Here is a 12,961-nt window from a genome sequence, read left to right as displayed (position 1 = left end):
CCCGACCCCCGCGGATGTCCGGGTCTGGGCAACGTCTACAGTGGCGTGGTACGCGCGAGCCTTTACCGGGACTTCACACGGGCAGGCTCGCTGGGATGTCTCTGTCAGGGGTGTGCGTGACGGCCGTTGAATCCCGTCCACCGGGGATTATCGGGACGAGCCAGAGCCCGAGCCGGCGGCCGATCGGGGCCCGGGTCAAGGCGTTCGTGGCGCTGACCAAGCCGCGGATCATCGAGCTGCTGCTGATCACCACCGTGCCGGTGATGTTCCTCGCCGAGCAGGGCGTGCCAGACCTCGGCCTGGTGCTCCTCACCTGCATCGGTGGCTACCTCTCGGCCGGCGGCGCCAACGCGCTGAACATGTACATCGACCGTGACATCGACGCGCTCATGGACCGCACCTCGCAGCGCCCGCTGGTCACCGGGATGGTCAGCCCGCGCGAGTGCCTGGCCTTCGGCATCACGCTGGCGGTCGTCTCGACGCTGCTGTTCGGCCTCACCGTCAACTGGCTGAGCGCCTGGCTCTCCCTCGGCGCACTCCTCTTCTACGTCGTCGTCTACACGATGATCCTCAAGCGCCGAACGTCGCAGAACATCGTGTGGGGCGGCATCGCGGGCTGCATGCCGGTGCTGATCGGCTGGACGGCCGTCACGAACTCCCTCACCTGGGCGCCGCTGATCCTCTTCCTGGTGATCTTCTTCTGGACGCCGCCGCACTACTGGCCGCTGTCCATGAAGGTGAAGGACGACTACGCGCGCGTGGGCGTGCCCATGCTCCCGGTCATCGCCTCCAACAAGGTCGTCGCCAAGCAGATCGTCATCTACAGCTGGGTGATGGTGGCGGTGTCGCTCCTGCTGACGCCGCTCGGCTACACGGGCTGGTTCTACACCGTGGTCGCGCTGGCCGCGGGCGGCTGGTGGCTGTGGGAGGCGCACGCGCTGCAGAACCGCGCGAAGGCGGAGGTGACGGGCGGGAAGCTGAAGGAGATGCGCCTGTTCCACTGGTCGATCACCTACGTCTCGCTGCTGTTCGTGGCGGTGGCGGTCGACCCCTTCCTGCGATAGGCGCTCTGAGGCACGGGTCACTCACCCCGCCCGTCGCCAATCGATCTACTCGTCGGTAGCATCCTGGCCATGGCAGACAAGGTGGCCAAGCTGGCCAAGCAGATCAACACCTTCGCGAAGTCCCACGGCGGTGCCGAGGCCCAGGTCGCGTACATCGGACAGCGCGGCGCCCGCATCGTCCTCGTGGGTGAGGACGGCGGCTGGGGCGACCTGGTGGCACCGTCGTACGAGATCGCCGAGAAGGCGGTCGAGAAGGCCGGCGTCACGGCCCACGAGTCCTTCGACGGCGAATTCGCGGCCAAGGTGAGGACCGGCCCGTACGAGTGGAGCCGCATGGCGGGCATCCAGGTCGGTGGACCGAGCAACGGCTGATACCGGTCGACGTTTCGCATGGGGCGTGTGACACCAACACCTGATGCCGGGTTCACCCGTTAGGACGTGTGAGGAACACACGGTCCAGCCAACGGGGAGCCCGGATGATCGACACGCCGTCCCTCGTGGACCAGTACTGCCACGGCGTACTGCGCACGGAACTGGGCCTCGGCACCTTCGAGGCCCAGCTGGCCCGCACCGAGGGCCCACCCGCTCCCGGCACCACGCTCTTCGACACACAGACCGGTTTCGCCGTACGCCGCTGGTGCCCTCCGCTGCTCGGCCTGGAACCGCACTGCCCGCCCGCCCGCTATCTGGGCAGGCGTCGTGAACTCGGCGTACTGGAGGCGGGCCGGCGTCTGCTGCGCGGCAGCGGCATCACGACATATCTGATCGACACCGGCCTGCCCGGCGACCTCACCGGCCCCCCGGAGATGGCGTCGGCCGCGTCCGCCGACGTCCACGAGATCGTGCGTCTCGAACTCCTCGCCGAACAGGTCGCGGACACCTCGGGCACCGTGGAGTCCTTCCTCGCCAACCTCGCCGAGTCGGTGCACGGCGCGGCGGTGAACGCGGTGGCCTTCACGTCCGTGGCGGGCGTCCGGCACGGTCTCGCCCTCGCGCCGGAGCCGCCGGGACCGGGGGAGGTGCGGGGCGCGGCGGGGCGCTGGCTGGCGGCACGCACCGTCGGCGGCGAGCTGAGCGACCCGGTGCTGCTACGGCACCTGCTGTGGATCGCGGTGGCGTCCGGACTGCCGCTCCAGCTGCACGCGGGGCTCGGGGAGCCGGGCCTGCGCATCGACCGCACGGACCCGGTCCTGCTGACGGACTTCGTCCGTGCGACGGCCGGCCTCGGCACCGACCTGATCCTGCTGCACGGCTACCCGTACCACCGCCACGCCGCCCACCTGGCCGGCGTCTTCCCGCACGTCTACGCCGACTCGGGCGCCGCCCTCATCCGAACGGGTGCCCGCGCGGCCACGATCCTCGCCGAGATCCTGGAACTGGCCCCCTTCGGCAAGATCCTCTTCTCCAGCGGGGCACAGGGCCTGCCCGAACTGCATGTGGTGGGCGCCCATCTCTTCCGCGAGGCCCTCGGCCGGGTGCTCGGCGGCTGGGTGGCCGAGGGGGCGTGGTCGCTGGCGGACGCGCAACGGGTGGCGGGGATGGTGGCGGCGGGGAACGCGCGCCGGGTGTACGGGCTGGAGTGAGCCGTACAGACTGGGCGGATGTTGACGGATGCCTTACTCGACCGCTTTCTCACGGAGCTGGAGCCGCTCGCTCCCCTCGCCGTCTGGGCGCACGGCTCGCTCGCCGGCGGCGACTACCAGGAGGGCCGCAGCGACCTGGACCTGATCGCCGTACTGGACGGCCCGCTCACGCCCCGCACGATCTGGCGGCTGGCGAAGCTCCACGCCCGGCTGCGGGCCGAGCCGCTCGCCACGCAGCTGCACTGCACGTACCTGACGCCCGACACGGCGGACGACCCCGGCAGGCGCCATCTCACCTGGGCGCACGAGGAGCTGTTCACACGGACGGTGACCCCGGTGACCCGGCGCGAGCTGCACGCCTTCGGTCGGGTGCTGCACGGGCGGGCGCCCGCCGCCCTGCTGCCGCCGGTCTCGGACCGGGAGCTCGGCGACTTCGTCGTACGCGACCAGCGGGACTTCTGGCGGCCGGCCGTCGACAACGCCCCGTTGTGGACACGGGACGTCTGGGTCGACCTGGGGCTGGTCACCTTCGCCCGGGCGAGCGTCACCGTGCGCGACGGCCGCCTGATCACCAAGCGGGAGGCCCTGGACCTGCTGCCCAACCTCGGGGCGTCCGCAGAGGTGGTCGAGGACATCCGCAGGCGCCGCTACGACGACCCCGCACCGCCGACCGAGGAGTGGGCGGCGCGCAGGGCCGGGCTGACCCGGGACTACCTGGGACCGGCGATCGACGCGCTCGTGGCCTCGTACGACTGAACGGGCAGGTCGGGCAGTTCCGCCTCGGGCCGCTCCCGCAGTGACATCAGCACCCGGAGCACGGCGATCCACGTCACGGCCGAGCCGAACATGTGCAGGCCGACCAGGACCTCCGGAAGGTCCGTGAAGTACTGGACGTAGCCGATGACGCCCTGCGCGAGGAGGATCAGGAAGAGGTCGCGGGTGCGGTTCAGCGGGCCCTTCGGGGCGTCGACCGCCTTGAGGACGAACCACAGGGCGAACGTCAGCGTGACCACGATCCAGGCCAGCACGGCGTGCAGCTTGGTGACGGTCTCCCAGTCGACCGGCATCCGCGCGACCTCGCTGGAGTCGCCCGCGTGCGGGCCCGCGCCGGTGACCACCGTGCCGACCAGGATCAGCAGCACCGAGACCCCGACCAGGACCCACACCAGCTGCTGCACCGCCTTGCCGACCAGCGGACGGGGCGCCTCGTCGCCCTCCCGGGTGCGCTGCCACATCACCGTGGCCACCGCGATGAGGGCGGACGTCGCCACGAAGTGGGCCGCGACCGTGTACGGGTTGAGGCCGACCAGGACGACGATGCCGCCGAGCACCGCGTTGCTCATCACGATCCAGAACTGCGCCCAGCCCAGCCGGGTCAGACCGCGCCGGTACGGCTTCTCGGAGCGCGCGGCGATGATCGCCCAGCCGACGGCGGCGCACAGCACGTACGTCAGCATGCGGTTGCCGAACTCGATGGCACCGTGGAAGCCCATCTCGCTGGTGGCGGTGAGGGAGTCGTCGGTGCACTTGGGCCAGGTCGGGCAGCCGAGGCCGGAACCGGTGAGCCGTACCGCACCGCCGGTGACCACGATGAGCACCGACATCACGAGCGCGGAGAGGGCCGCCCGTTGGACCGTCCTCGGGGTCGGGGTCCAGCGTGCGGCGATGAAGGCGAGCGGGTTGCGCACGGCCGCTACGGCGTCGGCGCGGGTCACGTTTGGCACGCGCCCTATCGTAGGCGGCCGCTTGTGCACGCTTTCACGAGGGTCCCGGGGAGGCCTCTCGCGGGCCTCTGCCCCGGACCTACTCCCAGCGGAAGAACTTCCCGGCCGCCGCCAGCCCGACGACCGCCCACACGGCCAGAATCCCCAGGTCGCCCCAGGGCATCCCGGCCCCGCGCTGGAGCACGTCACGCAGCCCGTCCGACAGGGCCGAGATCGGCAGCAGGCCGAGGACGTCCTGCGCGCCGGGCGGGAACTTGTCCAGCGGCACGATGACCCCGCCGCCGACGAGCAGCAGCAGGAAGACCAGGTTGGCGGCGGCCAGGGTGGCCTCGGCCTTGAGGGTGCCGGCCATCAGCAGGCCCAGGCCCGAGAAGGCGGCCGTCCCCAGGACCAGCAGGAGGACGACGGCTGCCGGGTTGCCGTGCGGCGACCAGCCCAGCGCGAAGGCGATCACCGTCAGCAGGAGGATCTGCAGCACCTCCGTGACCAGCACCGACGCCGTCTTCGCCGTCATCAGGGCCCAGCGGGGCAGCGGCGAGGAGGCCAGCCGCTTGAGCACGCCGTACCGGCGCTCGAAGCCCGTCGCGATCGCCTGCCCCGTGAACGCCGTCGACATCACGGCGAGGGCGAGGATGCCCGGAGCGAGGAAGTCGACGGCCTCGCCGGCGCCGGTGTCGACGATGTCCACCGAGCTGAACAGGGCCAGCAGGAGGGTCGGGATCACGACGGTCAGGAGCAGCTGCTCGCCGTTGCGCAGCAGCATCTTCGTCTCGAGCGCCGCCTGGGCCGCGATCATGCGGGGGAGCGGGGCCGCCCCTGGTTTCGGGGTGTACGCACCCGTACCGACGGTGGTCATGAACGCAACTCCTTGCCGGTGAGCTCCAAGAACACGTCTTCGAGGGTGTGCCGCTCCACAGAGATCTTCTCCGGCATCACCCCGTGCTGCGCGCACCACGACGTCACCGTCGCGAGCAGCTGCGGGTCGACCTTGCCGACGACCCGGTACGAGCCCGGCGTCAGCTCCGCGGCCGTGCAGTCGGCGGGCAGGGCCTTCAGCAGGGACCCCACGTCCAGGCCGGGGCGGCCGCTGAAGCGGAGGGTGTTCTCGGCACCGCCCCGGCACAGCTCCTCCGGGGAGCCCTGGGCGATGACGCGACCGGCGTCGATGATCGCGACGTCGTCGGCGAGCTGCTCGGCCTCGTCCATGTAGTGGGTCGTGAGGATCACCGAGACGCCGTCGGCGCGCAGGTCCCGGACCAGGTCCCAGGTGGCCCGGCGGGCCTGCGGGTCGAGCCCGGCGGTCGGCTCGTCCAGGAACACCAGCTCCGGGCGGCCGACCACGGCCATGGCGAGCGCCAGCCGCTGCTGCTGACCGCCCGAGAGACGTCGGTACGTGGTCCGGCCGCAGCTGCCGAGCCCGAGCCGCTCGATGAGGGCGTCGATGTCCAGGGGGTGCGCGTGCAGCTTCGCGACATGCCGCAGCATCTCGTCGGCCCGCGCGCCCGAGTACACGCCGCCGGACTGCAGCATCACGCCGATACGCGGCCGCAGCTCGCCGGACTGTCGCACCGGGTCGAGGCCGAGGACGCGGACCGTGCCGGAGTCCGGCTTCCGGTAGCCCTCGCAGGTCTCGACGGTCGTGGTCTTGCCCGCGCCGTTGGGTCCGAGGACGGCGGTGACACCGGCCCGGGCCACCAGGTCGAGGGCGTTCACGGCGGTTTTGTTGCCGTACCGCTTCACCAGGGCCTGGACCTGGACCACGGGCTCAGTTCGCATGGCTCCAGAGTCTAGGTACGCGGCCGGTGACCCAAACGGCCGGGTTCACATCTCCCTCCGCGGCCCGGCTCAGATCTCCTCGGCGCGGGGCCGGTGTATCGCCAGCCACCGCTGCGCGTACGCCACCGCGTCCACCAGCGGAAACAGCCGTACGTCGGCCGCGCCCACCTTCCCGCGTACGACGGGACGGTCCCGCTCGAAGTCGTGGCCCAGTTCGTCGAACCGGTCCGAGCTGATCGACAGCTCGGTCACCACCTCCCAGCCCGTGGGCCCCGGCCGCCCCACCTTCACCAGCGGCGAGGCAATGCGGTACTCGGCGAGATGGAAGCCGGTGCACGCGTCGTAACCGGCGCCGAGCAGCAGCACGCGCGCGTGGAGCGCCTCCAGCCGGGCCAGCGGGCTGCGCTCGCCGAGGCGGCAGTCCGTGGCGTGCCCCTCGACGATCTCCCCGGCACGCGGGCCGACGGCGGCGAAGGAGGTCTGCGGATGCGCACTGCGCAGGGCGCCCGGCCAGGTCCGCACGGTCTCCGGGACGATGCCGACCCCGCGCGAGGGCGTGATGCGGGAGTCGTAGGCGGGCATCGTCGCCCGGATCGTGTCCCACCACTCCACGGGCACCGGCGGATTGCTCCACACCGCCGGGTCCGACAGGTCGCCGGTCTGCGTGGGGACCACCAGCGTGCCGTCCGGGCCGAGCGCGTCGAGCAGTCCCCGGACGACCGCGACGGCTCCTCCGCAGACCCAGCCGAGGGAGCTGAGGGAGGAGTGAACGAGGAGGGTTTCACCGCTTTGGACCCCTAGCTCGCGAAGTTGTGCGGCGAGGGTGTCGCGGGTGACAAGAGGGCCGGTCGGAGGGGGTGTCGACATGGTTCGCGAGTGTCCCGGAGGGAGCCCGTCGGCGCCACCGAATTGATCGATCAAAGATCATTTCCGCAGGTCACATTAGGTATGCCTAAGTGACGCAGGGCACCGTCGAGCGGACCGGGCGCGGCTTGCCTGGCTTTGAGGAATTACGCAACAATGGCGTTGTGAAAAACGTCGGCGAGGCTCGGGAGACCCCGATGGGGCCCCCTCAGGAGGAGTTCGCGGCTGGGTTGCGCTCGGACCGCTCCACGCGCAACCGGGTCGCGCGGTCCATCCTGGACCACGGGCCGTCGACCGTCGCCGACCTGGCCGGCCGGCTGGGACTGACCCAGGCCGCCGTACGAAGGCATCTGGACGCGCTGGTCGCGGACGACGTCGTGGAGGCCCGGGAACAGCGGGTGTACGGCACGCGTACGCGTGGTCGTCCCGCCAAGGTCTTCGCGCTCACCGACTGCGGCCGTGACGCCTTCGACCAGTCGTACGACAAGCTCGCCGCGGACGCCCTGAAGTGGATCGCCGAGCGCGAGGGCGGGCAGGAGGCAGTCGTCGCTTTCGCCCGGGCCCGGATCGCCGCCCAGGCGAGCGCGTACCGCAAGGCGATCGAGGCCGTCAGCCCGGACGAGCGCACCGAAGCCCTGGCCAAGGCCCTGAGCGTGGACGGGTACGCTGCTACGGCGCGCAGCGCACCCCTCCCGCAACAAGGCGAGCAGCTGTGCCAGCACCACTGCCCGGTCGCCCACGTCGCGGAGCAGTTCCCGCAGCTGTGCGAGGCGGAGACGGAGATCTTCGCCGAGCTGCTCGGGACGCATGTCCAGCGACTGGCGACCATCGCGCACGGCGACGGCGTCTGCACGACGTTCATCCCAAAGATTTCCCACACGCAAGTCCATAGCCACAACGCATCTGCAAGCACGGCCGGGAGGAACCCCGCATGACTCTCCCCACGGAGACTGCCCACCCTGAGCTCGAGGGCCTGGGCAAGTACGAATACGGCTGGGCCGACTCCGACGTAGCCGGCGCCTCTGCGAAGCGCGGTCTGAACGAAGATGTCGTCAAGGACATCTCCGCGAAGAAGTCCGAGCCGGAGTGGATGACGAAGCTGCGTCTCAAGGGCCTGCGTCTCTTCGACAAGAAGCCCATGCCGAACTGGGGCTCGGACCTCTCCGGTATCGACTTCGACAACATCAAGTACTTCGTACGTTCCACGGAGAAGCAGGCGGAGTCCTGGGAGGACCTGCCCGAGGACATCAAGAACACGTACGACAAGCTCGGCATCCCCGAGGCGGAGAAGCAGCGCCTCGTCGCCGGTGTCGCGGCCCAGTACGAGTCCGAGGTCGTCTACCACCAGATCCGCGAGGACCTGGAGGAGCAGGGCGTCATCTTCCTCGACACCGACACGGCCCTGAAGGAGCACCCGGAGCTCTTCAAGGAGTACTTCGGGACCGTCATCCCGGTCGGTGACAACAAGTTCGCCTCCCTGAACACCGCCGTGTGGTCGGGCGGCTCCTTCATCTACGTCCCGCCGGGCGTCCACGTGGAGATCCCGCTCCAGGCCTACTTCCGTATCAACACGGAGAACATGGGCCAGTTCGAGCGGACCCTGATCATCGTCGACGAGGGTGCCTACGTGCACTACGTCGAGGGTTGTACGGCCCCGATCTACAAGTCGGACTCGCTGCACTCCGCGGTCGTCGAGATCATCGTCAAGAAGAACGCCCGCTGCCGTTACACGACCATCCAGAACTGGTCGAACAACGTCTACAACCTGGTCACCAAGCGCGCCGTCGCCTACGAGGGCGCCACCATGGAGTGGATCGACGGCAACATCGGCTCCAAGGTGACGATGAAGTACCCGGCCGTCTACCTGATGGGCGAGCACGCCAAGGGCGAGACCCTCTCCATCGCCTTCGCGGGCGAGGGGCAGCACCAGGACGCCGGCTCCAAGATGGTCCACATGGCGCCGAACACCTCCTCCAACATCGTGTCGAAGTCCGTGGCGCGTGGTGGCGGTCGTACGTCCTACCGCGGTCTCGTCGAGATCGGCGAGGGCGCCCACGGCTCCAAGTCGAACGTGCTGTGCGACGCGCTGCTGGTCGACACCATCTCCCGCTCCGACACGTACCCCTACGTGGACGTCCGCGAGGACGACGTGTCCATGGGCCACGAGGCCACCGTCTCCAAGGTCTCCGAGGACCAGCTCTTCTACCTGATGAGCCGCGGTCTGAGCGAGTTCGAGGCGATGGCGATGATCGTGCGCGGCTTCGTCGAGCCCATCGCGAAGGAGCTGCCCATGGAGTACGCCCTCGAGCTCAACCGGCTGATCGAGCTGCAGATGGAAGGCGCGGTCGGCTAAGGCCACCGCCCCGGACAGCAGCCAGCAATTTCTGACGTAGGAAGAGAGCAGACCGACAGCCATGGCTGAGGCTCAGAACATCCCCGTGGGGTCCACCACCGCGGGCCAGATCGCGGTGGCCGCCGAGTCGACCGTCGCCACGCGCATGAGCGCGCCCCCGTCCTTCGACGTCGCGGACTTCCCGGTCCCGCACGGCCGCGAGGAGGAGTGGCGGTTCACCCCGCTGGAGCGCCTGCGCGGGCTGCACGACGGCACCGCCGTCGCGACCGGTGACGGCGTGAAGGTCGACGTGCAGGCCCCCGAGGGCGTCATCGTCGAGGCCGTCGGCCGTGACGACGCCCGGATCGGCAAGGCGGGCACCCCGGTGGACCGCATCGCCGCCCAGGCGTACTCGGCGTTCGAGAAGGCCGGAGTGGTCACCGTCCCCAAGGAGACGGTGCTCACCGAGCCGATCCGTATCGCCGTGCACGGCGAGGGCGGGGTCGCCTACGGCCACCAGGTCATCGAGCTGGGCGCCTTCGCCGAGGCCGTCGTCGTCATCGACCACACCGGTGACGCGGTGCTCGCCGCCAACGTCGACTACATCCTGGGCGACGGCGCCAAGCTGACCGTCGTCTCCGTCCAGGACTGGGACGACAAGGCCGTGCACGTGGGCCAGCACAACGCGCTGATCGGCCGGGACGCCACCTTCAAGTCGTTCGTGGTCACCTTCGGCGGCGACCTCGTACGCCTCCACCCGCGCGTCGCCTACGCCGGTACCGGTGGCGAGGCCGAGCTGTTCGGCCTCTACTTCACCGACGCGGGCCAGCACCAGGAGCACCGTCTCCTCGTCGACCACAACACCCCGCACTGCAAGTCCAACGTCGCCTACAAGGGCGCGCTCCAGGGCGACAACGCCCACGCGGTGTGGATCGGCGACGTCCTCATCGAGGCCAAGGCCGAGGGCACGGACACGTACGAGATGAACCGCAACCTGGTTCTGACCGACGGCGCCCGTGTCGACTCCGTGCCGAACCTGGAGATCGAGACCGGCGAGATCGTCGGCGCCGGCCACGCCTCCGCGACCGGCCGCTTCGACGACGAGCAGCTCTTCTACCTGATGGCCCGCGGCATCCCCGCCGACGAGGCCCGTCGTCTGGTCGTCCGCGGCTTCTTCGCCGAGCTCGTCCAGCAGATCGGCGTCGACGACATCGAAGAGCGCCTCCTTGTGAAGATCGACGAGGAGCTGGAGGCCACGGTCTGATGGCTTTCGTACGCGCCTGTGGGCTGAGCGAGCTGGAGGAGGACACCCCGAAGCGGGTGGAACTCGACGGCACGCCGGTCTCGGTCGTGCAGACCGAGGGGGAGGTGTTCGCCATCCACGACATCTGCTCCCACGCGAACGTCTCGCTCTCCGAGGGCGAGGTGGAGGACTGCCAGATCGAGTGCTGGCTGCACGGCTCCAGCTTCGACCTGCGCACCGGTAAGCCGTCCGGCCTCCCCGCGACGCGCCCCGTCCCCGTATACCCCGTAAAGATCGAAGGGGACGACGTGCTCGTCTCCCTCAACCAGGAGTCCTGAGGCACCCATGGCAACGCTTGAAATCCGCGACCTGCACGTCACCGTCGAGGCCGACAACGCCACGAAGGAGATCCTCAAGGGCGTCGACCTCACCGTGAAGCAGGGCGAGACGCACGCCATCATGGGCCCCAACGGCTCGGGCAAGTCGACCCTCGCCTACTCCCTCGCGGGTCACCCGAAGTACACGATCACCGGCGGCACCGTCACCCTCGACGGCGAGGACGTCCTGGAGATGTCCGTCGACGAGCGCGCCCGCGCCGGCCTGTTCCTGGCGATGCAGTACCCGGTCGAGGTCCCCGGCGTCTCGGTCTCCAACTTCCTGCGCACCTCCGCCACCGCCATCCGCGGCGAGGCCCCCAAGCTGCGCACCTGGGTGAAGGAGGTCAAGGAGGCCATGGAGCGCCTCAACATGGACCCGTCCTTCGCCGAGCGCAACGTCAACGAGGGCTTCTCCGGCGGTGAGAAGAAGCGCCACGAGATCCTTCAGCTGGAGCTGCTCAAGCCGAAGGTCGCGATCCTCGACGAGACCGACTCCGGCCTGGACGTCGACGCCCTGCGCGTCGTCTCCGAGGGCGTGAACCGGGTCCGTGAGACCGGCGAGGTCGGCACCCTGCTGATCACGCACTACACGCGCATCCTGCGCTACATCAAGCCCGACCAGGTCCACGTCTTCTCCGGCGGTCGCATCGTCGAGTCCGGCGGTGCCGAGCTCGCCGACAAGCTGGAGAACGAGGGCTACGAGGCCTACACGAAGGGTGGCGCATCCGCGTGACACAGCTGCCGGGCCTCCTCGACACCGAGGCGCTCCGCAAGGACTTCCCGATCCTGGACCGCGTCGTCCACGGCGACAAGAAGCTCGTGTACCTGGACAACGCGGCGACCTCGCAGACGCCGCGCCAGGTGCTCGACGTGCTCTCGGAGTACTACGAGCAGCACAACGCCAACGTCCACCGTGGCGTGCACGTCCTCGCCGAGGAGGCCACGGCGCTGTACGAGGGCGCGCGCGACAAGGTCGCGGAGTTCATCAACGCGCCCAGCCGCAACGAGGTGATCTTCACCAAGAACGCCTCCGAGTCGCTCAACCTCGTGGCCAACATGCTCGGCTGGGCCGACGAGCCCTACCGGGTGGACCACGAGACCGAGATCGTCATCACGGAGATGGAGCACCACTCCAACATCGTGCCGTGGCAGCTGCTCGCGCAGCGCACGGGTGCGAAGCTGAAGTGGTTCGGTCTCACCGACGACGGCCGCCTCGACCTGTCCAACATCGACGAGGTCATCACGGAGAAGACGAAGATCGTCTCCTTCGTGCTGGTGTCGAACATCCTGGGCACGCTCAACCCGGTCGAGGCGATAGTGCGTCGCGCGCAGGAGGTCGGTGCGCTGGTCTGCATCGACGCCTCGCAGGCCGCGCCCCACATGCCGCTGGACGTGCAGTCGCTCCAGGCCGACTTCGTGGCCTTCACCGGCCACAAGATGTGCGGCCCGACCGGCATCGGCGTCCTCTGGGGCCGTCAGGAGCTGCTGGAGGACCTGCCTCCGTTCCTGGGCGGCGGCGAGATGATCGAGACGGTGTCGATGCACTCGTCGACGTACGCCCCGGCGCCGCACAAGTTCGAGGCGGGCACGCCTCCGATCTCGCAGGCGATCGGTCTCGGCGCGGCGATCGACTACCTCAACTCGATCGGCATGGACAAGATCCTCGCCCATGAGCACGCGCTCACCGAGTACGCGGTGAAGCGGCTGGCGGAGGTCCCGGACCTGCGGATCATCGGCCCGACCACGGCCGAGGACCGCGGCGCCGCGATCTCCTTCACACTCGGCGACATCCACCCGCACGACGTGGGCCAGGTCCTCGACGAGCAGGGCATCGCGGTCCGGGTCGGCCACCACTGCGCCCGCCCGGTCTGCCTGCGCTACGGAATTCCTGCGACCACGCGAGCGTCGTTCTATCTGTACTCCACGCCCGCCGAGATCGACGCTCTGGTGGACGGCCTGGAGCACGTACGGAACTTCTTCGGCTGACGGGACGGGACG

General features: G+C 69.6%; 14 protein-coding genes. 10 read left to right on the top strand and 4 right to left on the bottom strand.

All coding sequences use genetic code 11. The features are described from left to right. The first annotated feature begins 110 nt into the window (after nucleotides 1-110). From AB5J49_RS11570 to AB5J49_RS11555, 4 genes are all read left to right on the top strand, one after another. Nucleotides 111-1,064 carry a heme o synthase gene (locus tag AB5J49_RS11570; protein ID WP_369175103.1) on the top strand — a complete coding sequence of 318 codons (954 nt, stop codon included), beginning with the start codon at nucleotides 111-113 and terminating at the stop codon, nucleotides 1,062-1,064. 69 nt (nucleotides 1,065-1,133) lie between these two features. Further along, entirely contained in the window at nucleotides 1,134-1,436 is a 303-nt protein-coding gene (locus tag AB5J49_RS11565) for a hypothetical protein (protein WP_369168488.1), read from the top strand. 104 nt (nucleotides 1,437-1,540) lie between these two features. Then, entirely contained in the window at nucleotides 1,541-2,647 is a 1,107-nt protein-coding gene (locus AB5J49_RS11560; protein WP_369168487.1) for an amidohydrolase family protein, read from the top strand. 18 nt (nucleotides 2,648-2,665) lie between these two features. Continuing rightward, on the top strand, nucleotides 2,666-3,403 hold the full coding sequence (locus tag AB5J49_RS11555) for a nucleotidyltransferase domain-containing protein (protein WP_369168486.1): 738 nt from the start codon (nucleotides 2,666-2,668) through the stop codon (nucleotides 3,401-3,403). Here AB5J49_RS11555 and AB5J49_RS11550 read toward each other — a convergent pair. The 4 genes from AB5J49_RS11550 to AB5J49_RS11535 form a co-directional block, all read right to left on the bottom strand. Then, complete coding sequence (locus AB5J49_RS11550; protein ID WP_369168485.1) at nucleotides 3,358-4,371, bottom strand: heme A synthase; 1,014 nt, start codon at nucleotides 4,369-4,371, stop codon at nucleotides 3,358-3,360. The two genes, AB5J49_RS11555 and AB5J49_RS11550, sit on opposite strands and share 46 nt — an antisense overlap. A 79-nt stretch (nucleotides 4,372-4,450) precedes the next feature. Then, nucleotides 4,451-5,227: an ABC transporter permease gene (locus AB5J49_RS11545; RefSeq protein WP_369168484.1), complete on the bottom strand. Its 777-nt coding sequence runs from the start codon at nucleotides 5,225-5,227 to the stop codon at nucleotides 4,451-4,453. Continuing rightward, nucleotides 5,224-6,147 carry an ABC transporter ATP-binding protein gene (locus AB5J49_RS11540; RefSeq protein WP_369168482.1) on the bottom strand — a complete coding sequence of 308 codons (924 nt, stop codon included), beginning with the start codon at nucleotides 6,145-6,147 and terminating at the stop codon, nucleotides 5,224-5,226. Before AB5J49_RS11540 ends, AB5J49_RS11545 begins: the two co-directional genes overlap by 4 nt. A 69-nt stretch (nucleotides 6,148-6,216) precedes the next feature. Next, nucleotides 6,217-7,014, bottom strand: a complete 798-nt coding sequence (locus tag AB5J49_RS11535; RefSeq protein WP_369168481.1) for an aminoglycoside N(3)-acetyltransferase — start codon at nucleotides 7,012-7,014, stop codon at nucleotides 6,217-6,219. A 161-nt stretch (nucleotides 7,015-7,175) separates the two neighbouring features. On the opposite strand from AB5J49_RS11535, the gene AB5J49_RS11530 reads away from it, so the two are divergent. The 6 genes from AB5J49_RS11530 (at nucleotide 7,176) to AB5J49_RS11505 (ending at nucleotide 12,949) form a co-directional block, all read left to right on the top strand. Then, entirely contained in the window at nucleotides 7,176-7,946 is a 771-nt protein-coding gene (locus AB5J49_RS11530; RefSeq protein WP_369168479.1) for a helix-turn-helix transcriptional regulator, read from the top strand. After that, nucleotides 7,943-9,364, top strand: coding sequence for a Fe-S cluster assembly protein SufB (gene sufB, locus AB5J49_RS11525; RefSeq protein ID WP_369168477.1), 1,422 nt, complete (start codon nucleotides 7,943-7,945; stop codon nucleotides 9,362-9,364). Before AB5J49_RS11530 ends, sufB begins: the two co-directional genes overlap by 4 nt. A 61-nt stretch (nucleotides 9,365-9,425) precedes the next feature. After that, nucleotides 9,426-10,607 carry a Fe-S cluster assembly protein SufD gene (gene sufD / locus AB5J49_RS11520; protein WP_369168475.1) on the top strand — a complete coding sequence of 394 codons (1,182 nt, stop codon included), beginning with the start codon at nucleotides 9,426-9,428 and terminating at the stop codon, nucleotides 10,605-10,607. Further along, nucleotides 10,607-10,924 carry a non-heme iron oxygenase ferredoxin subunit gene (locus tag AB5J49_RS11515; RefSeq protein WP_016436140.1) on the top strand — a complete coding sequence of 106 codons (318 nt, stop codon included), beginning with the start codon at nucleotides 10,607-10,609 and terminating at the stop codon, nucleotides 10,922-10,924. The genes sufD and AB5J49_RS11515 overlap by 1 nt, the downstream gene beginning before the upstream one ends. A 7-nt stretch (nucleotides 10,925-10,931) precedes the next feature. After that, nucleotides 10,932-11,696, top strand: coding sequence for a Fe-S cluster assembly ATPase SufC (gene sufC / locus AB5J49_RS11510; protein WP_128437116.1), 765 nt, complete (start codon nucleotides 10,932-10,934; stop codon nucleotides 11,694-11,696). Continuing rightward, entirely contained in the window at nucleotides 11,693-12,949 is a 1,257-nt protein-coding gene (locus AB5J49_RS11505; RefSeq protein ID WP_369168473.1) for a cysteine desulfurase, read from the top strand. Before sufC ends, AB5J49_RS11505 begins: the two co-directional genes overlap by 4 nt. Nucleotides 12,950-12,961 lie beyond the last annotated feature (12 nt).

The sequence above is a fragment of the Streptomyces sp. R28 genome (assembly GCF_041052385.1).
Classification (GTDB): domain Bacteria; phylum Actinomycetota; class Actinomycetes; order Streptomycetales; family Streptomycetaceae; genus Streptomyces.
Note: the sequence above shows the minus strand (reverse complement) of the source record. Positions and strands in the feature narration are given on the sequence as shown.

Bases quoted from the DNA above. Each gene is read 5' to 3' on its own strand.
- AB5J49_RS11565 (WP_369168488.1), top strand. From the start codon at position 1,134: ATGGCAGACAAGGTGGCCAAGCTGGCCAAGCAGATCAACACCTTCGCG.
- AB5J49_RS11560 (WP_369168487.1), top strand. From the start codon at position 1,541: ATGATCGACACGCCGTCCCTCGTGGACCAGTACTGCCACGGCGTACTG.
- AB5J49_RS11555 (WP_369168486.1), top strand. From the start codon at position 2,666: ATGTTGACGGATGCCTTACTCGACCGCTTTCTCACGGAGCTGGAGCCG.
- AB5J49_RS11545 (WP_369168484.1), bottom strand. From the start codon at position 5,227: ATGACCACCGTCGGTACGGGTGCGTACACCCCGAAACCAGGGGCGGCC.
- AB5J49_RS11540 (WP_369168482.1), bottom strand. From the start codon at position 6,147: ATGCGAACTGAGCCCGTGGTCCAGGTCCAGGCCCTGGTGAAGCGGTAC.
- AB5J49_RS11535 (WP_369168481.1), bottom strand. From the start codon at position 7,014: ATGTCGACACCCCCTCCGACCGGCCCTCTTGTCACCCGCGACACCCTC.
- sufB (WP_369168477.1), top strand. From the start codon at position 7,943: ATGACTCTCCCCACGGAGACTGCCCACCCTGAGCTCGAGGGCCTGGGC.
- sufD (WP_369168475.1), top strand. From the start codon at position 9,426: ATGGCTGAGGCTCAGAACATCCCCGTGGGGTCCACCACCGCGGGCCAG.
- AB5J49_RS11515 (WP_016436140.1), top strand. From the start codon at position 10,607: ATGGCTTTCGTACGCGCCTGTGGGCTGAGCGAGCTGGAGGAGGACACC.
- sufC (WP_128437116.1), top strand. From the start codon at position 10,932: ATGGCAACGCTTGAAATCCGCGACCTGCACGTCACCGTCGAGGCCGAC.